General features: G+C 53.5%; 21 protein-coding genes. 19 read left to right on the plus strand and 2 right to left on the minus strand.

All coding sequences use genetic code 11. The annotated features are described in order from the left end of the window. Nucleotides 1-8 precede the first annotated feature (8 nt). Nucleotides 9-845: a type I methionyl aminopeptidase gene (gene map / locus IXC47_RS17250; protein ID WP_195876473.1), complete on the minus strand. Its 837-nt coding sequence runs from the start codon at nt 843-845 to the stop codon at nt 9-11. 284 nt (nt 846-1,129) lie between these two features. Between map and rpsB the strand changes: the two genes are divergently transcribed. The 16 genes from rpsB (at nt 1,130) to IXC47_RS17330 (ending at nt 16,592) form a co-directional block, all read left to right on the plus strand. Next, nucleotides 1,130-1,876 (plus strand): 30S ribosomal protein S2, encoded by a 747-nt coding sequence (gene rpsB / locus IXC47_RS17255; RefSeq protein ID WP_195876474.1) that lies wholly within the window; start codon nt 1,130-1,132, stop codon nt 1,874-1,876. 130 nt (nt 1,877-2,006) lie between these two features. Then, the gene (gene tsf / locus IXC47_RS17260) at nt 2,007-2,888 is read left to right on the plus strand and encodes a translation elongation factor Ts (RefSeq protein WP_195876475.1); all 882 of its coding nucleotides are present in this window, start codon (nt 2,007-2,009) and stop codon (nt 2,886-2,888) included. Between the two features lie 174 nt (nt 2,889-3,062). After that, nucleotides 3,063-3,779: a UMP kinase gene (pyrH, locus tag IXC47_RS17265; RefSeq protein ID WP_124573906.1), complete on the plus strand. Its 717-nt coding sequence runs from the start codon at nt 3,063-3,065 to the stop codon at nt 3,777-3,779. Nucleotides 3,780-3,839: 60 nt separating this feature from the next. Next, a complete protein-coding gene (gene frr, locus IXC47_RS17270; protein ID WP_195876476.1) occupies nt 3,840-4,400 on the plus strand; it encodes a ribosome recycling factor in 561 nt (186 codons plus the stop codon). A 49-nt stretch (nt 4,401-4,449) separates the two neighbouring features. After that, a complete protein-coding gene (gene uppS, locus IXC47_RS17275; RefSeq protein ID WP_195876477.1) occupies nt 4,450-5,214 on the plus strand; it encodes a polyprenyl diphosphate synthase in 765 nt (254 codons plus the stop codon). After that, nucleotides 5,208-6,026, plus strand: coding sequence for a phosphatidate cytidylyltransferase (locus IXC47_RS17280; RefSeq protein WP_195876478.1), 819 nt, complete (start codon nt 5,208-5,210; stop codon nt 6,024-6,026). Before uppS ends, IXC47_RS17280 begins: the two co-directional genes overlap by 7 nt. A 7-nt stretch (nt 6,027-6,033) precedes the next feature. Then, nucleotides 6,034-7,206, plus strand: a complete 1,173-nt coding sequence (gene ispC, locus IXC47_RS17285; protein ID WP_195876479.1) for a 1-deoxy-D-xylulose-5-phosphate reductoisomerase — start codon at nt 6,034-6,036, stop codon at nt 7,204-7,206. After that, complete coding sequence (rseP, locus tag IXC47_RS17290) at nt 7,203-8,570, plus strand: RIP metalloprotease RseP (RefSeq protein ID WP_195876480.1); 1,368 nt, start codon at nt 7,203-7,205, stop codon at nt 8,568-8,570. Before ispC ends, rseP begins: the two co-directional genes overlap by 4 nt. 56 nt (nt 8,571-8,626) lie before the next feature. After that, entirely contained in the window at nt 8,627-11,023 is a 2,397-nt protein-coding gene (gene bamA / locus IXC47_RS17295) for an outer membrane protein assembly factor BamA (RefSeq protein WP_195876481.1), read from the plus strand. Nucleotides 11,024-11,074: 51 nt separating this feature from the next. Further along, on the plus strand, nt 11,075-11,596 hold the full coding sequence (locus tag IXC47_RS17300; RefSeq protein ID WP_195876482.1) for an OmpH family outer membrane protein: 522 nt from the start codon (nt 11,075-11,077) through the stop codon (nt 11,594-11,596). Nucleotides 11,597-11,611: 15 nt separating this feature from the next. Next, on the plus strand, nt 11,612-12,664 hold the full coding sequence (gene lpxD / locus IXC47_RS17305) for a UDP-3-O-(3-hydroxymyristoyl)glucosamine N-acyltransferase (RefSeq protein ID WP_195876483.1): 1,053 nt from the start codon (nt 11,612-11,614) through the stop codon (nt 12,662-12,664). Continuing rightward, nucleotides 12,661-13,146 carry a 3-hydroxyacyl-ACP dehydratase FabZ gene (gene fabZ, locus IXC47_RS17310; protein WP_195876484.1) on the plus strand — a complete coding sequence of 162 codons (486 nt, stop codon included), beginning with the start codon at nt 12,661-12,663 and terminating at the stop codon, nt 13,144-13,146. Before lpxD ends, fabZ begins: the two co-directional genes overlap by 4 nt. Then, nucleotides 13,146-13,934 (plus strand): acyl-ACP--UDP-N-acetylglucosamine O-acyltransferase, encoded by a 789-nt coding sequence (gene lpxA, locus IXC47_RS17315; protein ID WP_195876485.1) that lies wholly within the window; start codon nt 13,146-13,148, stop codon nt 13,932-13,934. The genes fabZ and lpxA overlap by 1 nt, the downstream gene beginning before the upstream one ends. Further along, nucleotides 13,918-15,117, plus strand: coding sequence for a lipid-A-disaccharide synthase (gene lpxB, locus IXC47_RS17320; protein ID WP_326838423.1), 1,200 nt, complete (start codon nt 13,918-13,920; stop codon nt 15,115-15,117). The genes lpxA and lpxB overlap by 17 nt, the downstream gene beginning before the upstream one ends. A 77-nt stretch (nt 15,118-15,194) precedes the next feature. Next, complete coding sequence (rnhB, locus tag IXC47_RS17325) at nt 15,195-15,782, plus strand: ribonuclease HII (protein ID WP_195876521.1); 588 nt, start codon at nt 15,195-15,197, stop codon at nt 15,780-15,782. A gap of 18 nt (nt 15,783-15,800) precedes the next feature. Then, a complete protein-coding gene (locus IXC47_RS17330; protein WP_195876486.1) occupies nt 15,801-16,592 on the plus strand; it encodes a TrmH family RNA methyltransferase in 792 nt (263 codons plus the stop codon). Between the two features lie 5 nt (nt 16,593-16,597). Here IXC47_RS17330 and ppsR read toward each other — a convergent pair whose 3' ends face one another. Continuing rightward, nucleotides 16,598-17,443, minus strand: a complete 846-nt coding sequence (gene ppsR, locus IXC47_RS17335) for a posphoenolpyruvate synthetase regulatory kinase/phosphorylase PpsR (RefSeq protein WP_195876487.1) — start codon at nt 17,441-17,443, stop codon at nt 16,598-16,600. A 272-nt stretch (nt 17,444-17,715) separates the two neighbouring features. Between ppsR and ppsA the strand changes: the two genes are divergently transcribed. The 3 genes from ppsA (at nt 17,716) to IXC47_RS17350 (ending at nt 21,637) form a co-directional block, all read left to right on the plus strand. After that, nucleotides 17,716-20,073, plus strand: a complete 2,358-nt coding sequence (gene ppsA / locus IXC47_RS17340; protein WP_230089633.1) for a phosphoenolpyruvate synthase — start codon at nt 17,716-17,718, stop codon at nt 20,071-20,073. A gap of 162 nt (nt 20,074-20,235) precedes the next feature. Continuing rightward, nucleotides 20,236-20,694, plus strand: a complete 459-nt coding sequence (locus IXC47_RS17345; protein WP_195876489.1) for an NfeD family protein — start codon at nt 20,236-20,238, stop codon at nt 20,692-20,694. Nucleotides 20,695-20,707: 13 nt separating this feature from the next. Then, entirely contained in the window at nt 20,708-21,637 is a 930-nt protein-coding gene (locus IXC47_RS17350; RefSeq protein ID WP_195876490.1) for an SPFH domain-containing protein, read from the plus strand.

The following is a 21,637-nucleotide window of genomic DNA, read 5'->3' on the forward strand; positions in this document are numbered from 1 at the left end:
CTGTGATTTCAGGCGTTGACGACTTGTTGGGTAGCGGCAGGCGGCACGATGAATTCTGGTGGTGCCGGGGTGCCAGCCGATTGTGTCAGGATTTCGTAGCCGGTTTCAGTGACGAGCACGGTATGTTCCCATTGCGCCGACAGGCTGCGATCCTTGGTTTTGATGGTCCAGCCATCACCCATTTCGCGGATTTCACGACGACCTGCATTGATCATAGGCTCAACCGTGAAGATCATGCCTGCTTCGAGTTTTTCCAGTGTGCCGGGACGACCGTAGTGCAGTACTTGCGGCTCTTCGTGGAAGACCTTGCCAATACCGTGGCCGCAGAATTCGCGTACCACGCTGTAACCGGCTTTTTCCGCGTGCTGCTGGATGACATAACCGATGTCGCCCAAATGTGCGCCCGGTTTGATTTTGGAGATGCCCAGCCACATGCATTCATAGGTGATCTGGGTCAGGCGGCGTGCCAGGATGGACGGCTCGCCGATAAAGAACATGCGGCTGGTGTCGCCGTGGTAGCCGTCCTTGATGACGGTAATGTCCAGATTGACAACATCGCCGTTTTTCAGCACTTTGTCGCCCGGGATGCCGTGACAGATGACGTCATTGACCGAGGTGCAGATTGCTTTCGGGTAAGGGGTATAGCCTGGCGGGCAGTAATTCAGCGGCGCCGGGATGGTGCCTTGCACGTTCACCATGTATTCGTGGCACAGCCGATCCAGCTCGCCGGTGGTGACGCCGGGTTTGACGAAAGGTGTAATGTAATCAAGGACTTCGGATGCGAGTCGGCCTGCGATGCGCATGCCCTGAATGTCTTCTGCGGTTTTAATTGAAATATTGCCCATGGGAAGCCGGAAATTGCTGGAATGACAGCATGAAAAAATTGTTCGATGAGGAATTATAGACGAGCGGGCATTTATTCGCCGGGCAATGTGGCGGGACACTTGAAACGGGCAGGGGTTATAGGGTAGAATCTTGGGCTTGCTTGAATTAACTTTTGTTTAATTAAGTCAGGCAAGACTTTATGTAAATCGCGAACTCGTTCGAAAAGGGTGCTGCGGTCAGGCTGAGAACAGCCAAATGACCACGGTGACTGAGCGGGTTCCAGACCTTAACCCTGGAGATATTTATGTCCGTAACAATGCGCGAAATGCTGGAAGCTGGCGTCCACTTTGGTCACCAAACACGCTTCTGGAACCCAAAGATGGCTCCTTTCATTTTCGGCCATCGCAACCGTATTCACATCGTTAACCTCGAAAAAACGATGGGCATGTACCAAGAGGCGATGAAGTACATCCGCCAATTGTCGTCCAATCGTGGCACCGTCCTGTTCGTAGGTACCAAACGTCAAGCACGTGAAACCATCGCAGCTGAAGCGCAACGCGCTGGCATGCCTTACGTTGATCAACGCTGGTTGGGCGGCATGCTGACCAACTTCAAAACGATCAAAACATCGATCAAGCGTTTGAAAGAAATGGAAGCAGCAATCGAAGACGGTTCCGTGCAAAAACTCAGCAAAAAAGAAGCGCTGATGTTTGAACGTGAAAAAATCAAGCTGGAAAAATCCATTGGCGGTATCAAGGATATGGGCGGCATTCCTGACGCAATTTTCGTGGTTGACGTTGGTTACCACAAAGGTGCGATCACTGAAGCAGCGAAACTGGGCATCCCAGTTATCGGTGTAGTCGATACCAACCACTCGCCAGAAGGCGTTACCTACGTTATCCCAGGTAACGATGACTCCTCCAAAGCGATCATGTTGTACGCTCGTGGCGTTGCAGACGCAATCCTCGAAGGCCGCGCAAACGCGACCAACGATCTGGTTGAGTCGATCAAAGGCGGCGACGACTTCGTTGAGGTTAGCGAGCAGGCTTAAACCCTGCCTCTGATGGTTTGAGCGTCAGAATAAAAGGGGCAACAGTGGTTCGCCCCTTTTTTTCGAGCGCATTTTGAACGTAATAAGATAGTAGACGTCTGAACTGGCGTCCGATTGTTAGGAGATTGTAATGGCCGTTATTACTGCAGCGATGGTTGGTGAACTGCGTGCGCTCACGGATGCGCCGATGATGGAATGTAAAAAAGCATTGACGGAAGCTGATGGCGATCCAGTCAAAGCAGAAGAGATCCTGCGCGTTAAACTGGGCAGCAAAGCTTCGAAAGCAGCTACCCGCGTAACCGCTGAAGGCGTAGTTGCAGCATATGTATCCGGTAATGTTGGCGCGTTGATCGAAGTCAACTGCGAAACCGACTTTGTTACCAAGAATGATGACTTCCTCGGTTTTGCCAATACCCTGGTTAAACTGGTTGCGGACAAAAATCCTGCTGACGTTGCTGCTTTGTCGGCACTGCCACTGGATGACAAAACCGTTGAAGAAACCCGTGCTGCCTTGATCGGCCGTATCGGTGAAAACATGTCTATCCGTCGTTTCGTTCGTTTCGAAACCACCGGCAAACTGGCTTCCTACCTGCACGGTACCCGTATTGGCGTGATGGTCGATTTCGAAGGTGCTGACGACCAAGTTGGTAAAGACGTTGCTATGCACATCGCTGCGATGAAACCAGTTGCCTTGTCGTCGGACAATGTTCCAGCTGACCTGATCGCTAAAGAGCGTTCGGTTGCAGAATTGAAAGCAGTTGAGTCGAACAAGCCAGCAGACATCATCGCCAAGATGATTGAAGGCTCGGTACAGAAGTACCTGAAAGAAGTTTCCCTGTTGAACCAATCGTTTGTTAAGAACGATAAACAAACAGTGGAACAAATGCTGAAAGAAACCAAATCGACAGTTAAATCGTTCACGATGTTTGTGGTCGGTGAAGGCATCGAGAAGAAACAGGATGACTTTGCTGCAGAAGTGGCAGCACAAGTAGCCGCAGCAAAACAGGCGTAAGCGAAAAAAATCGGGCCGGAAGGCCCGTTTTTTTAGCTTCATCAAGTATCCTTTGATGAGCTGACAGATTAAGATTTCATACGCCAGCTTTTATCGAACTGGCTATGAAGTCTGAAAATCAGGTAAGAACTGTATCCCAGTAAAAACCGGACATAAAAACAAGGAATCCAGCCCATGACAACCCCAGCTTATAAACGCGTTCTTCTCAAACTTTCGGGTGAGGCGTTAATGGGAGACGATCCGTACGGTATCAACCGTGCCACTATCGAGCGTATGGTGGCGGATGTGTCAGAAGTAGCAAAACTGGGTGTGGAACTGGCTATCGTTATCGGTGGCGGCAATATTTTCCGTGGTGTGGCACCAGGCGCGCAAGGGATGGATCGCGCGACGGCTGACTACATGGGTATGCTGGCTACTGTTATGAATTCGCTGGCGCTGGCCGATGCGATGCGTCAGGTCGGTATTACCGCCCGCGTCATGTCGGCGATTGCGATTGAGCAGGTTGTTGAGCCGTATGTGCGTCCTAAGGCATTGCAGTATCTGGAAGAGGGCAAGATCGTGATCTTCGCCGCCGGTACCGGCAATCCGTTTTTCACCACCGACACTGCAGCAGCCTTACGCGGTTCGGAAATCGGTGCAGAAATCGTGCTGAAGGCGACCAAGGTAGATGGCGTGTATAGCGCCGATCCAAACAAAGACCCGGACGCAACCCGCTACGCGACAATCTCGTTCGACGAAGCAATCTCCAAACACCTGCAAGTGATGGATGCGACCGCATTCGCACTCTGCCGTGACCAAAAACTGCCGATCAAGGTATTCTCTATCGTTAAGCCGGGCGCGCTGAAAAGCGTGGTCATGGGCGAAGACGAAGGCACCCTGGTCCACGTATAAGATTTAAATCCCGCTGAAATTCTATTCAGGTTTAACTCGTTGTAAAAGAGGAGAACAGTAATGACTGTTGCAGATGCAAAGAAGACAGCCGATCAAAAGATGCAGAAGTCGATAGAGACTCTGAAGGCTGATCTGGCAAAAGTACGTACCGGCCGTGCACACACCGGCATACTCGACCACGTGATGGTTGAGTACTACGGCAACCCGACTCATCTGAGCCAGGTCGCTAACGTGACCCTGATCGATGCACGTACCATCGGCGTCCAGCCGTTTGAAAAGAAAATGGTTGCTGTCGTTGAGAAAGCAATTCGCGAAGCTGATCTCGGCCTGAATCCTGCAACCCAGGGCGAGCTGATCCGCGTACCGACTCCGCCGCTGACCGAAGAACGCCGCAAGGAAATGGTTAAGCTGGTCAAGAGCGAAGCAGAAGACGCGAAAATTGCCGTGCGCAATATCCGTCGTGACGCCAACGAATCGCTGAAAAAACTGGTCAAGGAAAAAGCTTGCTCGGAAGACGAAGAGCGTCGTGCGCAGGACGAAATCCAGAAGCTGACCGATAAATTCGTGCTCGAAATCGACAAACTCGTCGTAGAAAAAGAAAAAGAAGTGTTGACGGTTTGAGTCTGCACTCAATTCCCTCATCCCGCTTTTCGCTGCCGGTCGCTCAACTATGACGTCGCCTAGCTCAACCCAGGTTGTACCGGAGGTCTCGCTGGTGCCGCGTCATATTGCCATCATCATGGATGGCAATGGACGTTGGGCTACCAAGCGTTTCATGCCGCGCGTGGCTGGCCATGTCAAAGGTGTGGAAGCGGTGCGCGGCGTCGTCGAAGCATGCGCCCGGCAAGGCGTCGAATACGTGACCTTTTTTGCCTTCAGTTCGGAAAACTGGCGGCGCCCGGAAGATGAAGTGTCGCTGCTGATGCGTCTGTTTGTGACTGCACTGGAACGCGAAGTATCGAAGATGCATGCCAATGGCATACGCCTGAAGATAGTTGGCGACCTGAGTCGTTTCGACGACAAGCTGCAGAAGATGATTTCTGCTGCCGAACGCAAGACAGCCGGTAATACCCGCCTGACCGTCACCATCTGCGCCAACTACGGCGGCCGCTGGGACATCATGCAGGCGGTGAATCAAATGCTGGCGGCCAATCCGGGTAGCAGTGATTTCACTGAAGAACAGCTGGCACCGTATCTGTCGCTGGCCTATGCGCCCGAGCCTGACCTCTTTATCCGCACCGGCGGGGAAGAGCGCATTTCCAATTTCCTGTTGTGGCAACTGGCTTATACCGAGCTGTATTTCACCGATACTTATTGGCCGGATTTTGACGCGGCCGCATTGGAGTTGGCTATCGCTTCCTATCAGCAACGTGAACGACGTTTCGGTCGTACCAGCGCACAATTGGCCGAGCAATCGCCGGTGGCCAAATGCTAAAAACGCGCATCATCACTGCAGTGGTATTGCTGGCAGTGCTGCTGTTGGTGATTTATTCCGGTTCCTTTGTTGCCTTTGCTGCGCTGACGGTCGCGTTCTTCGCGGCGGCTGCATGGGAGTGTTTACGCCTGTTCGGCAATAAAGGCCCGCAGGTCGGTGCCGCACTTTGGACTGCCGCATTTGCATGGCTGATCTATAGCGGCAGCTTCAAGCAAAGCGTGTTTCTGGCAGCGATGTGCGTCGCGATCTGGGCCTTGCGCCTGACACCGTCGCTGGCGCTGGGCTTGCCTGCGATGAACAGTTTCGGCAATCGCTTGCTCACCGGTATTTATGGCATCGCCATCCTTGGCGCTTTCATTGCCTTGCTGGTTCTCTACAATCATTCCGCGCTGTATATGTTCTCGGTCATGGCTATCGTCTGGATCGCGGATATCGGCGCCTATTTCAGCGGCAAGGCTTTCGGTAAGCGCAAGCTGGCGCCTTCTATCTCACCAGGCAAATCCTGGGAAGGTGCGATTGGCGGCGGCATTTTGGTCTTGCTGGCAGCATGCGCCAGTACGCTAACGCCCGCATTGAACGATACCTTTGCCGTGCGCTTGTATCAGACCTGGGGCTGGGCGGGTTTTCTCGCGGTATTGATCCTGATGGTAGCGGCCAGCATCGTGGGTGACTTGTTTGAGTCACAACTCAAGCGCCGCGCCGCCATGAAAGACAGCAGCAATCTGTTGCCTGGCCACGGCGGGGTGCTGGACCGGATCGATGCCTTGATCCCGACCCTGCCGCTGGCAGCACTAATCACTTATTGGATGTAAGGCAGAAATGCAGCAAATCACGATTCTGGGTTCGACCGGTTCTATCGGTGTTTCCACCCTGGATGTTATTGCGCGTCATCCTGAGCGCTATTCGGTTTATGCATTGACTGCGCAAAGCAAGGTTGAAGAGCTGGCGCAGCAATGTGCGCGCTTCAAGCCGCAAGTCGCGGTCGTGGGTACGGCCGAGGCAGCGAAAAAATTACAGGGTTTGCTGGACGCGCAGGGCTTGCATACGCAAGTCGCTTATGGCGAAGCCGCCTTGTGCGATGTGGCCAGCGCGCCTGAGTGCGATAGCGTGATGGCGGCCATCGTCGGTGGTGCTGGCCTGGCACCGACCCTGGCAGCAGCCCGTGCTGGCAAGCGTGTGCTGCTGGCGAATAAGGAAGCACTGGTGATGTCCGGTCCGTTGTTGATGGAAGCGGTCGCTGCCAGTGGTTCTATCCTGATGCCCATCGATAGCGAACACAACGCCATTTTTCAATGCATGCCGGCATCCTGCCAGCGTACGCCGCTCGAACATGGCGTGGCCAAGATCATGTTGACCGCTTCCGGCGGCCCGTTCCTGAAGCGTGACGTGAATACGCTGGATCAGGTGAGCTGGCAGGAAGCCGTGGCGCATCCGAAGTGGGTGATGGGGCGCAAGATTTCGGTCGATTCCGCCACCATGATGAACAAGGGGCTGGAAGTTATCGAGGCACACTGGTTATTCGATGTGCCTGCCGACAAGATAGAGGTTGTGATTCACCCGCAAAGCGTGGTTCATTCGATGGTGTCCTACGTCGATGGCTCGGTGCTGGCGCAGCTCGGCAATCCGGATATGCGTACCCCGATCGCGCATGCGTTGGCTTATCCGGAACGCATCAGTTCCGGCGTGCCGCCGGTGGATTTGATACAAATTGCGCAACTTAGCTTTGAACGGCCGGATTACTTAAGATTTCCATGCCTGAAACTGGCGTATGATGCCTTGCAGGCGGGCGGTTCTGCCCCCGCGATTATGAATGCCGCCAATGAAGTCGCCGTACAGGCATTTCTCGACAGTCGTATCGGTTTCCGTGTGATAGACCAGTTGATTTCACGTGTAATGGATGCGATGCCATCGGTGGCACTTACCGATATCGAATCGGTCTTTGCGCAAGATCGTTGCGCCCGTGAATTAGCGAACTCATTTATACCGTCATGATGCTGCTGCAAACCATACTCGCATTTGCCGTCGTACTCGGCGTACTGGTGATCGTGCATGAGCTCGGTCATTACCTGGTTGCGCGTTGGTGTGGCGTCAAGGTACTGCGTTTCTCGGTGGGTATGGGCAAGGTGGTTTACTCGCGCCGCTTTGGCGCTGACCAGACCGAGTGGGCGGTTTCCATCCTGCCGCTGGGTGGTTACGTCAAGATGCTGGATGCGCGGGATGAAGATCTGGACGATATCTCGCCAGAGGATATGAAGCGCGAATTCACCCGCCAGTCGGTATGGCGCCGGATCGCGATAGTAGCGGCTGGCCCGATCGCCAATTTCCTGCTGGCTATTGCCGTGTTTGCCGGCTTGTATAGCTATGGCATTCCTGAACCTGCACCCAAGCTGCGCGCACCAGCCGAGAAATCGGTGGCGTATCAGGCTGGTTTGCGCGGTAATGAGCTGGTTACCTCGGTGAATGGCGAGGCAGTACAAATCTGGAACGACTTGCGCTGGCAAATGGTGCAGTCCGTCATCAATAAGCAGCCAGTCCGACTGGAAGTGGAAACCCCGGTAGCCGGATCTCCGGATGCAAAGAACATTCAGACCGTGACGCTGCCGGTCGACAGCATTTCCCCAAATGAACTGGAAGGTGACTTTCTCGGCAAGCTCGGGATAGACCTGGCGCGTCCGCCAGCGATCCTGGGACAGGTCGTGCCTGACGGTCCGGCCATGAAGGCTGGCTTGCAAAAGGGTGACCAGGTGCTGCGTGTGAATGGTGCGCCTGTGGCCGATGGTTTGGCCTTGGTAGAGCTGGTGCGTGCCTCACCGGGGAAAAGTCTTGAACTCGATTTGCTGCGGAATGGCCAGCCTTTGAGCCTACGTGTGGTGCCGGAAGAGGTGAATACAGACGGCCAGGTTTTTGGCCGCATCAAGGTCGAAGTACCGATGGCACCGGACATGGTAGTGGCCCATCATTCGCTGTTTTCAGCCTTGCTGAAGGGCGTACAGAAAACCTGGGATACCAGTGTTTTGACGATCAAAATGGTCGGCAAAATGATCATCGGTGAGGTTTCCTGGAAAAACGTGACCGGACCGATTACGATTGCCGATTATGCAGGGCAGACTGCCCGTATCGGCTGGATCAGTTACCTGAGCTTTATCGCCTTTGTCAGCATCAGTCTGGGCGTGATGAATCTGCTACCTATCCCAGTGTTGGATGGGGGGCTTTTGCTGTATTATGCTGTGGAAGTTTTAACAGGTCGTCCAGTCTCGGAGCGCTTTGGTGCAATCGCCCAGCGTGCAGGTATAGGGATTTTAATGACCTTGATGCTGGTAGCAGTCTTTAATGATATCAATCGCCTGATCTCCTAGGGATGCAAGCCTTTTTCAGACCAAGGTCTGACTAGTACAACCATTTACGATAGCCAATGAAATTATATTCAGAGCTTTACTCCTTGCCGGTATTTCCCCGTCGTCTTATCGCTGTTGCTGCCTTCGCGCTGTGCTCGGGCTATGTGCACGCGGCCGATCCTTTCACTGTTAAAGACATCCGGGTCGAAGGTATTCAACGTACCGAAGCCGGTACCGTGTTCAGCTACCTGCCGGTACGTGTAGGCGAAACATTCACCGATGACAAAGGTGCGGCAGCGATTAAAGCTTTGTATGCAACCGGCTTCTTCAAGGACGTACGGATAGAAGTGGAAGGCGATGTGCTGGTGGTGTTTGTTGAAGAACGTCCGGCGATTGCCAGCGTGGAGTTCACCGGCACCAAGGAATTTGAAAAAGACCAGTTGACCAAAGCGCTGAAAGAAATCGGCGTAGGCGAATCGCGTATTTATGACAAGGCGCTGGTGGATCGTGCTGAACAGGAATTGAAGCGTCAGTACCTGTCGCGCGGCCTGTACGGTGTACAGATCACGACGACCGTAACGCCGCTGGAGCGTAACCGTGTCTCTGTAACCTTTGCAGTGGATGAAGGTGAACCGGCACGTATCAAGAACATTAATATCATCGGCAACAAGGCATTCAGCGAAAAAGAACTGATCAGTTTGCTGGCCTTGCGTACACCCGGCTGGTTTACCTGGTACTCAAAAGCCGATCAATATTCGAAGCAAAAGCTGGCTGGCGATATCGAGACCCTCAAGTCTTACTACCTGAACCGCGGTTACCTCGAGATGCAAATCGAATCGACGCAAGTCTCGATCACACCGGACAAGAAAGATATCTTCATCACCATCAATATCAAGGAAGGTGACAAGTTCAATGTGTCTGACATTAAGCTGGAAGGCGAAATGCTGGGACGTGAAGCTGAGCTGAGTTCGCTGGTGCAATTGAAGAAAGGTGATGTGTTCTCCGGCGAGAAACTGACTGCCAGCACCAAGAACATTTCTGATCGCCTGGGTAACTTCGGCTATGCGTTTGCAAACGTGAACGCGAACCCGCAAGTTGATCGTGAGAAGAAAGAAGTTGCCTTCACTATCATGATTGATCCGGGTAAGCGCGTATACGTACGTAACATCAACATCAGCGGCAATACCAAAACCCGCGATGAAGTTATCCGTCGTGAAATGCGCCAGTTTGAAAATTCCTGGTACGACGCTGAAAAAATTAAATTGTCGCGTGACCGTATCGATCGTCTGGATTACTTCAATGACGTAACGGTCGAAACACCAGACGTGGCAGGCAAGACCGACCAGGTTGATGTCAACATCGGCGTCACCGAGAAGCCTACCGGTAACATTATGCTGGGTGCGGGTTTCTCTAGTGCGGATAAATTGTCGCTGAGTGGTGGTGTGAACCAGGCGAATGCTTTCGGTAGCGGTAATACCGTCGGTGTGAACGTCAACACCAGCCGTCTGAACCGTACCATTGCCTTGTCCAGCACCAATCCGTATTTCACGGATGATGGTATCAGCCGCAGCTACGAGGTTTTCCTGCGTACTACGCGTCCGCCTACCATCAATACTGGTGATTATCGTATTCGTACTACTGGTGCAAACATCAAGTTCGGTGTGCCCTTTACTGAATATGACACTGTATTTTTTGGTGTCGGCGTGGAACGTACTGAGGTACAAACTTATAGCGGTGTGACGAACTATAACGATAGTCCAGAGGTCTATAAGCGGTATGTTGATAGCATCAATAATGTTGCTAATGATGTTAATAATCCAAACAGTGCTTTCTCGCAAGGAGTGCATAACGCTTCTACTACTGGTTTGCCTTTGACTGCGGCATGGCAGCGCGACAATCGGGATAGTGCTTTGGTGCCTACCCGCGGTCGTTATCAACGTGCTAATTTTGAGTTTTCGCCTGCAGGGGATGCAAATTACTATCGTGCAACTTATCAACACCAGTATTTCAAACCATTGTTTACGAATGTAACTTTGGCGCTGAACGGTGAGATTAACTACGGTAAAGGTCTGGGCGGTAAAAACTACCCGATTTTCAAAAACTTCTACGGTGGTGGTATTGGTTCGGTGCGTGGCTATGAAAGTTCGTCGCTGGGACCTAAGGCAGGTAACGGCGATCCGTTGGGTGGCTCGTCTCGTATTATCATGAATGCGGAATTGCAATTGCCATTCCCGGGTTCAGGTATAGATCGCAGCTTGCGCTGGTTTACCTTCTTTGATGCGGGTAACGTTTATGCTGATGGATTTGGCGGTGGTGGCTTGAAAACTTCGGCGGGCGTGGGTCTGAGCTGGGTTTCGCCTATCGGTCCGCTCAAATTGAGCTTCGGTAAGGCCTTGAATGCGACTACTTCCGGCACGGCTCAGGAAAAAGATCGCACGCAAGCCTTCCAGTTCCAGCTGGGTACAGGTTTCTGATCGCTTGAGGCATAATAGGCGGTCGATATTAAATTTGAAACACGGAGAATTATGTTGAAGTCCTTCATTAAATCGTCAGTAGTCTCCAAAGGCGTGGCAGTTCTTGCCGCTGGATTGTGTTTTGTTTCCGTAGCGCAAGCGCAGGAAACTCGCATCGGTTTCATCAGCACCGAGCGTGTATTCCGCGAAGCGGCGCCTTACAAGGCGGCACAAGTCAAACTGGAACAAGAGTTCGCCAAGCGCCAGAAAGAATTGCAAGACATGGCAAATCGCCTGAAGAACCTGGCCGACAAGTTCGACAAGGATGCACCGGTATTGTCGGATTCGGAACGTGCGAAGCGTCAACGCGAATTGGCAGATCTGGATAAAGAGTTCCAGCGTAACCAACGTGAGTTCAAGGAAGACTTGAACCAGCGTCGTAACGAGGAAACTGCCAGCGCGATCGAACGTACCAATAAAGTGATCAAGCAAATCGCTGAAGCAGAAAAATACGATATCGTGTTGCAGGAAGCGGCTTATGTCAGTCCGCGTATCGACATCACCGATAAAGTAATCAAAGCGCTGGGCAAATAAAATAAAAAGGCAACGATGAGCACTCGGCTGGGAGATTTAGTCGAACGCTTGGGGGGCCGGTTGATAGGCGATGCGGACATACAGGTTGTCGGCATCGCACCGTTAAACGATGCTGACGCATCGCACATCACGTTTCTTTCCAATCCCAAGTTCAGAGGGCAGGCCGCGCAAACGCACGCGGCCGCTTTAATTTTGTCTGCTGCAGACGATGAGATCGTGGCGGCTGACTATAAGGGCGCGCGTATCGTCACGGCGAATCCTTACGCCTACTTTGCACGGGCGGCGCAGTATTTCGCCAGTTTGCACGCGCATGTCGCGCCCGTCGGCATACATCCGAGTGCTGCGGTCGATCCGACTGCGCAAATCGCAGCCAGTGCGTCCATTGGCCCCTTTGTCACGGTAGAGGCGGGCGGGGTGATCGAAGAAGGCTGCGTGGTCGATGCAGGCTGTTTTATCGGTCGTGACGCCCACCTCGGTGCCAACACCCATTTCTATCCGCGTGTCAGCTTCCTGGCTGGTTGCCGGATAGGGGCGCGCGGCGTTATCCATTCCGGCGCGGTGATAGGCGCAGATGGCTTCGGTTTTGCCAATGAGGGCGGGATCTATATCAAGATTCCGCAGACCGGCGCCGTCAGGATAGGCGACGATGTGGAAATCGGCGCCAATACCTCGATAGACCGCGGCGCGCTGGCAGATACCGTGATTGAAGATGGCGTCAAACTTGATAACCAGATCCAGATCGGTCATAACTGTCATATCGGCGCGCATACGGCGATGGCTGGCTGTGTTGGCGTAGCTGGCAGTGCCATCATCGGGAAATACTGTACTTTCGGTGGAGCGGCGATGGTGCTGGGGCATTTGACCATCGCTGATCGTGTGCATATCTCGTCCGGTAGTATGGTGTCGCGTTCTATCCATGAACCAGGGCAATACACGGGTTTTTATCCATTGGCGAAGAATGCCGACTGGGAAAAATCTGCGGTCATCGTGCGCAATTTGGCGACGATGCGTGAGAAAATCCGCGAATTAGAAAAAACTATTAAATCGCTAGGCGACAAATCAGAATGAATACCACAGTAAACAAAACACTCGACATCAATCAGATCAAGCAATACCTGCCGCATCGCTATCCTTTGCTGCTGGTTGATCGCGTGTTGAACTGGGAGTCGGGCAAGTCGATTACCGCGATTAAGAACGTTACCGTCAATGAAGAATTCTTCAACGGTCACTTCCCGCACAAACCAGTCATGCCAGGCGTGCTGATGATAGAAGCGCTGGCACAAACTGCCGCCTTGCTGTCCTTCCTGACCATGGGCCAAAAACCAGATGACAATAGCGTGGTCTATTTCATCGGTATCGACGGTGCACGCTTCAAGCGTCCGGTGGAGCCAGGCGACCAGTTGAAAATGGAAGTTGAAATCCTGCGCAATGCGCGCGGTATCTGGAAATACAAAGCGACCGGCTCGGTCGACGGTCAGCTGGCGCTGGAAGCAGAACTGATGTGCACCATGCGCACGATTAACGATGCGAGCCCGGCTGCGGGGCAGTAATGTCATTGATCCATCCAACCGCGATTGTTGATCCCAAGGCTCAACTCGACGCTACCGTCGAGGTCGGTGCCTACACCGTCATTGGTCCGGACGTCGTCATCGGCGCGGGTAGCAAGATTGGTCCGCATGTGGTGATCGAAGGGCATACCACTATCGGTGCCGATAATAAGATTTTCCAGTTTGCCTCCATCGGTGCCGCACCGCAGGACAAGAAGTACGCGGGTGAACCGACATTGCTGACCATCGGTGATCGCAATACCATCCGTGAATTTGTCACCATCAATCTGGGCACTACGCAGGACGTCGGCATTACCCGCCTGGGTAGTGATAACTGGATCATGGCGTATGTGCACATCGCGCATGACTGCCAGCTCGGTGACAACATCATTCTGGCCAACAATGCGACCCTGGCCGGTCATGTCCACCTGGAAGACTGGGTATTCCTCGGCGGCTTCACGTCGGTACATCAATTCTGCCGCATAGGCGCACACGCGATGACGGCGTTTACGGCTGCCGTCAGCCAGGATGTGCCGCCATTTGTCACTGCGGCTGGCAATCGCGCGGTACCGGCGGGTATCAATAGCGAAGGCCTGAAGCGTCGCGGTTTCAGCAGTGAGCAAATCATGGCCATCAAACGCGGCTATAAAACGATCTACCGCTCCGGCTTGCCGTTGGACGAGGCCAAACAAGCCTTGCAGGCAGAAGAAACCAAATCGCCGGACGCAGCACCGTATCTGCGCCAGTTACGCGAATTCATAGAAGCATCCCCTCGTGGCATCATCCGTTAACAGCACTGGAAGCATCGCCGGCAGCACGGCCATCGCCATGGTCGCCGGTGAAACCTCCGGTGATTTGTTGGCAGGTCGTTTGTTATCCGGTTTGCGTCCGCACATGCCGGACGCGTATATGCACGGCATTGGCGGTCCGCACATGGCACAGCATGGCTTTGTCAGTGACTTCCCGATGGAGAAGCTGTCGGTGCGTGGCTTGTTCGAAGTCCTCGCGCACTACCGTGAAATCAAGGGCATACAAGTCGCCTTGCGTGACCAGTTGCTGGCAGAAAAACCAGCGGTATTCATAGGCGTGGATGCGCCTGACTTCAACCTCGGCCTGGAAGCACAACTCAAGAGTGCCGGTATTCCAACCATGCATTTCATCGGCCCGTCGATCTGGGCCTGGCGCGGTGGCCGCATCAAGAAAATCGCACGCGCAGCTTCGCATATGCTGGTGATCTTCCCGTTCGAGGAAGAGATCTATCGCAAGGCGGGCATACCCGCGACTTACGTCGGCCATCCGCTGGCACAAGTGATCCCGATGGAACCGGATCAGGCTGGTGCGCGCACTATGCTGGACTTGCCGGCTACAGCGCCGGTGGTGGCTATCTTGCCGGGTAGCCGCATGTCCGAGTTGAAATACAACGCGGTGGCTTTTGTCGCGGCGGCAAAGATACTGCTGCAACGCGATCCAAACCTGCGCATCATCGCGCCGATGGCAGGAGCGGCGCAGCGCCGCTATTTTGAAGAATTGATCGCACAAGCCGGTTTGCAAGACGTACCTGTGCAGATACTGGATGGACAATCGCATCGCGCACTGGCTGCGGCTGATGCGGTATTGGTTGCTTCTGGCACCGCCTCGCTCGAAGTCGCGCTGTTCAAGCGGCCTATGGTGATCGCATACAAGATGATGAGTGCGTCATGGCACATCTTGCGTCATATGGCTTACCAGCCGTGGATCGGTTTGCCTAACATCCTGGCGCGGGAATTCCTGGTGCCGGAGTTGTTGCAGGATGCAGCGACGCCGCAAGCACTGGCGGATGCACTATGGCCGCAATTGCAGGACAGCGCCTTGCGTGAACGCCTGCAGCGTCGCTTTACCGAAATGCACCATAGCCTGTTGCGCGACACGGCGGGAGAGAGCGCACGTGCGGTCATCGAATTGATAGAGCAATCACGCAGCGGCGGTCGCGTTTAAAGTTAACGCAAACCTGCGCAGTACAAGAAAGCATCTCCGTGAAAAAAGAAGATCCCAACCTCTCATTGTTCAGCTTCATGGACGAGGACATCATTTGCGGTGTAGATGAAGCCGGACGTGGCCCGCTGGCCGGGCCGGTGTTTGCTGCTGCGGTTATCCTCGATCCGCAGCGACCAATAGACGGTTTGCGCGATTCCAAAAAACTGAGCGAAGCAAAGCGCGATGCACTGGCACTCGATATCAAGCAATACGCAATGTCCTGGTCGATCGCGCAGTGCTCGGAAGAAGAAATCGATAGCCTGAATATCCTGCAGGCAACCATGCTGGCCATGCGTCGTGCGATCGAAGGTTTGCACGTCCTGCCGACGCTGGCACTGATAGATGGCAATCGTTGTCCGGTGACTTCGGTGCGTTCAGAAGCCATCATCAAGGGTGACGATAAAGTGGCGGCAATTTCCGCTGCTTCCATCCTCGCCAAGACCGCGCGTGATCACGCGCTGGGTGTCTTGCATATCCAGTATCCACATTACGCGTTTGATCAGCACAAAGGTTATCCGACCGCCTTGCATCTGGAGCGCTTGCGCGAACATGGCGTATCGCCGGTGCATCGCAAGTCCTACGCCCCGGTACGCGCCTTGCTCGGCGACGCAGCGAACAAACGCTGAGGTACATGTACGATGACGATGAAAACCATATCCTCACGCGACAATCCGCTCTACAAAGAATTAAAGCATCTGGCTGGTAGTTCGCAGGCGCGGCGCAAGGCAGGCCGTACCTTGCTGGACGGCGTGCATCTGTGTGTGGCGTATCTGGAGAAGATGGGCTTGCCACCTCTGTGCATAGTCGGTGAAACGGCTTTGTTGAATGAAGAAGTGAGTGCGATCATTCAACAATGTAGCGATAGCCATACGCAGTGCATCGTCTTGCCGGATGCCTTGTTCCATGCCCTGAGCCAGGTTGAGCATGGCGTCGATATCCTGTTTGTGATCGATACGCCAGAGATACAGCAACCGTCGCGCCTGACGCAATCGGCCGTGCTGCTCGACCGGGTACAAGACCCGGGCAACTTCGGCTCTATCGTGCGTAGTGCAGCGGCAGCCGGTATCAAGCAGGTCTACTGCAGCGCTGGAACCACTTTTGCGTGGTCACCGAAAGTATTGCGCGCGGGTATGGGCGCACATTTTTTGCTGGAGATATTCGAAGGTGTTGATCTGTCTGATCTGCTCGGGCGTGCCGACATCCCGGTGATCGCGACCAGTTCGCACGCTGACAAGCAACTCTATGAAGTGGATTTGCGTCAGCCTGTAGCATGGCTGTTCGGGCATGAAGGGCAGGGCGTGGCTGACGATTTATTGGCTCGCGCCAGCTATCGCGTTTCGATTCCCCATCTGGGCGATATTGAATCCTTGAACGTAGCCGCCAGCTCCGCAGTCTGCTTCTTTGAACAGGTACGGCAGCAAACCTCGGCCAAGTAATTTCTTCAGTCGGGCCGCTGGTCCGATTTGATTTCCTGCAAAATCGTCGCCGCGATCTCTTCGATTGATTTGGTGGTCGACGACATCCAGCGTATCCCTTCGCGGCGCATCATCCGTTCCGCCTCATTAATCTCGTAACGGCAGTTTTGTAAGGCGGCATATTTGCTGCCGGGTAAGCGTTCGTTACGAATTTCCGCAAGCCGGTCTGCTGCAATCGATAGGCCAAAAATCTTGTGCTTGTATTCCTGCAATCCGCTCGGTAATTTGCCGCGTTCGAAATCGTCGGGTATCAAAGGATAGTTAGCTGCCTTGATGCCGTACTGCATCGCCAGGAACAGGCTGGTAGGTGTTTTTCCGGAGCGTGAGACGCCGACCAGGATGACATCGGCAGCAGATAAATTCTTGTGCGATTGGCCGTCATCATGCGCCAGCGAAAAGTTAATTGCCTCGATCCGGTTCTTGTATTCCTCTGAGTCCGTGCTGGTATGACTGCGGCCTATCGTGTGCGTCGATTTGACGCCCAGCTCCTGTTCCAGCGGCTCCACAAAAGTTTGAATTAAATCCATGTGCATCCCCTGGGATTGGCGCACAATGCTGGATAAATCGGATTTCACCAATGTGGAGAAAATGATAGGGCGCTGCCCGTCGGCAGCGAAAGTCTCGTTAATTTTCCGCAATGCATCATAAGCCTTGTCCGTCGTATCGATGAACGGTAAACGGACTTGTTTGAAGCGCATTTCAAACTGGGTTAACACCGAATGACCGAATGTTTCCGCTGTGATGCCCGTACCATCGGAGACAAAGAACACGGTGCGTGTGCTAGCCGGACTACGGTCTACAGGTTGGCTCATGGGTTGGTGTAAGGATGCTGTAAGTTAAAAAAATGCTGCGCTGCAGTGCGAACTCGTAAGACTTTGGGTAAAATGTCGGCCAATTGCTCGAACATGTTACGGCCTTACTCGAAGAATAACAAAAACTGTTGCCTATCTGTCGCCTCATAAGGGCGTGCACGAAGATTTCTTTCATCAAAGCAGAGGTTGTTATGTCGATTGCATTACAAACGGGGAGCAAGTATGACCCGGCAGTAGAGGGAAACTACGTCGTTTCTTTCGACCGTCTACGGATGTCCGATGTGGACTCGGTTGGCGGTAAAAACTCGTCCCTGGGCGAGATGATCAGCCAACTCGCAGAAGCTGGTGTCAGGGTGCCGGGTGGCTTTGCCACTACAGCACAGGCGTTCAGGGATTTCCTGGCGTACAGCGAAAACGGTGGGCTGAGTCTGGCACAACGTATCGCACAGCGTCTGGAAGGTCTGAATATTGACGATGTACGTGCGCTGGCGCAAGCCGGTACCGAGATTCGTCAGTGGATAGTGGAAACACCATTCCAGCCGCAATTGCTGCAAGACATCAAGCAGTACTATCAAGACCTGGCCGCAGATTCCTCCAAGGAAATGTCGTTTGCCGTGCGTTCTTCTGCGACAGCAGAGGATTTGCCGGATGCGTCGTTTGCCGGTCAGCAAGAAACCTTCCTCAATGTGGTCGGCATCGACAATGTGCTTGAAGCAATCAAGCATGTCTTCGCTTCGCTCTACAACGACCGTGCAATTTCCTATCGTGTACACAAAGGCTTTACCCATGCTGAAGTTGCATTGTCGGCAGGCGTACAGCGTATGGTGCGCTCCGATAAGGGCGCGGCCGGTGTGATGTTCACGCTGGATACCGAATCGGGTTTCCAGGACGTGGTCTTCATCACTTCCAGCTATGGTCTCGGTGAGACCGTGGTGCAGGGCGCAGTGAACCCGGATGAATTCTATGTGCACAAGCCTATGCTGGAACTCGGCAAACTGCCTATCATCCGTCGCAACATCGGCTCCAAGCTGATCAAGATGGAATTCACCGAAGAAGCCAAGGCTGGTCGTTCGGTGCGTACTGTCGATGTGCCTATCGGCATGCGCAATCGTTACTCGCTAACCGACGAAGAAATCGTTGAGCTGGCGAAGTATGCAGTCATCATCGAGAAGCACTATGGCCGTCCGATGGATATCGAGTGGGGCAAAGACGGTCTGGACGGCAAGCTGTACATCCTGCAAGCACGTCCGGAAACTGTGAAGTCGCAACAAAAAACTACCGACGTCCAGCAACGTTTCAAACTCAAAGGCAGCGGCTCGGTATTGACCGTAGGTCGTGCCATCGGCCAGAAAATCGGTGCCGGTCCGGTCCGTGTGATTCTCGATCCGGCCGATATGGAACGTGTACAGCCAGGCGATGTGCTGGTAGCCGACATGACAGACCCGAACTGGGAACCAGTCATGAAGCGCGCTTCCGCTATCGTCACCAACCGTGGTGGTCGCACCTGTCACGCGGCGATTATCGCGCGTGAACTGGGTGTGCCTGCGGTGGTCGGTTGCGGCGATGCGACCGAGTTGCTGACTGACGGTACGCTGGTCACCGTATCCTGTGCAGAAGGTGATGAAGGTAAAGTCTACGACGGCTTGCTGGAAACTGAAGTCACTGAATTCGCACGCGGCGATTTGCCTGAGCTGCCATTGAAGATCACTCTCAATGTCGGTAATCCGCAACTCGCATTCGACTTCCAAAGCATTCCGAATGCTGGTGTCGGCCTGGCGCGTCTGGAATTCATCATCAACAACAATATCGGTGTTCATCCAAAAGCAATTCTGGAATACCCGCATATCGACGCTGATCTGAAAACCGCAGTGGAATCGGTCGCGCGTGGTCACGCTTCGCCGAAAGCGTTTTACATCGACAAGCTGGCAGAAGGTATCGCCACTATCGGTGCAGCGTTCTGGCCTAAACCAGTGATCGTGCGTTTGTCCGACTTCAAATCGAATGAGTACAAAAAGCTGATCGGCGGTTCCCGTTACGAGCCGGATGAAGAAAATCCTATGCTGGGTTTCCGTGGTGTTGCACGTTACCTGGCACCAGATTTTGCTGAATCCTTCGAAATGGAATGCAAGGCGATGAAGCGCGTGCGTGACGAGATGGGTTTGACCAACGTCGAAATCATGGTGCCATTCGTACGTACGCTGGGTCAGGCCGACAAAGTCATCAAGCTGCTGGAAAAGAATGGTCTGAAACGTGGTGAAAACGGTTTGCGCATCGTCATGATGTGCGAAGTGCCGTCGAACGCGATCCTGGCTGAAGAGTTCCTCAACTACTTCGATGGCTTCTCTATCGGTTCCAACGATTTGACCCAACTCACATTGGGTCTGGATCGTGATTCCGGTATGGAAATCCTGGCAGCTGATTTCGATGAACGTGATCCTTCGGTACTGGCGATGTTCTCGCGTGCGATTGCTGCATGTCGCAAGCAGGGCAAGTACGTTGGTATCTGCGGTCAGGGTCCATCGGATCATCCGGACTTTGCCGAATGGCTGATGAAGGAAGGCATTACCTCCTTGTCGCTGAATCCTGATTCGGTGATCGAGACATGGCAAAGCCTGGCCAAACGCGTTTAATGTTTTAAGGTAGTAAGGCAGTCGGGTGTGTGAATTTATGTTGCTACACGGATTTTTAGTCTAGACTGTGTGCACCCGACTGTTGATAAGTCTTATCGTGGTTTCTTAACCCTCGTCGCCCAACGGTCCACGAGGGTTTTTGCTTTTTTGGGAGAAAAACACATGACGGACTGGATGATTTGGTTTGCCGTGGCCTGTGTACTGGTCGTACTGGAAATGGCAACCGGCACCTTCTATCTGTTGATGATAGCCATAGGAACTGCCGCAGGTGGTCTGGCGGCGCTGGGCGGCATGGGTGTGCCGGAACAATGCCTGATTGCAGCAGCCGTTGCCGCGCTCGCTACCTTTGCCTTGCGTCGTAGTAAATTCGGTCGTCCTGATCATACTGATGCCGCGAGTGATCCGAATGTAAATCTCGATATAGGACAGGCGCTGGAAGTCGCAGAGTGGCAACAAATCAATGCCAACTCTTACACCGCACGCGTCATGTATCGCGGCGCTTTGTGGGATGTGGCGCTGGCAGAAGGCGAGTCGCCGCTGCCGGGAAAATTCATCATACGAGAAGTACAGGGTAGCCGTTTAATCGTCCGTAACAGTGACGCCACCGCTCACGCACAATAAAGGGAATAACACTATGTTTGATACTACTAGCGTCACTATCTTCCTGCTGATAGTCGCCATTGTCTTTGTCATCAAGACCATCAATGTGGTGCCGCAGCAGCATGCATGGGTAGTGGAGCGTCTGGGTAAATACCATGCGACCTTGGGCCCGGGCCTGAAGATCGTGCTGCCTTTCATCGACCGCATCGCATACAAGCACTCGCTGAAGGAAATTCCACTTGATGTACCTATGCAAGTCTGTATCACCAAAGACAATACGCAGCTGGAAGTAGATGGCATCCTGTACTTCCAGGTGACAGATCCCATGCGCGCTTCCTACGGTTCGTCGAATTACATCTCCGCGATTTCGCAGTTGGCACAAACGACACTGCGCTCCGTCATCGGTCGCATGGAACTGGACAAGACCTTTGAAGAACGTGACCTGATCAACCATGCGGTGGTCGGCGCGGTGGATGAGTCCGCCTCTAACTGGGGTGTCAAAGTCCTGCGCTACGAGATCAAGGATTTGACACCGCCCAAGGAAATCCTGCATGCGATGCAATCGCAAATTACCGCTGAACGTGAAAAGCGTGCGCTGATTGCTGCATCCGAAGGCCGCAAGCAAGAGCAGATCAATATCGCGACCGGTGAACGTGAAGCATCGATTGCGCGTTCAGAAGGTGAGAAGCAGGCAGCGATCAACCGTGCGCAGGGTGAGGCGTCGGCTATCCTGTCCATTGCTGAAGCGACGGCAGAAGCGATCCGCAAGACAGCTTCGGCTATCCGCGAGCCAGGTGGTGCGGATGCGGTGAACCTGAAAGTGGCAGAACAGTATGTCGAAGCCTTCGGCAAACTGGCGAAGACCAATAACTCGATTATCATCCCGGCCAATCTGGGCGATATGAGCGGTTTGATCGCGACTGCGATGCAGGTTGTGAAATCGCAGGGCGCGCCAGGCAAGTAA

The organism is Herminiimonas contaminans (assembly GCF_015645465.1).
Taxonomy (GTDB): domain Bacteria; phylum Pseudomonadota; class Gammaproteobacteria; order Burkholderiales; family Burkholderiaceae_D; genus Oxalicibacterium; species Oxalicibacterium contaminans.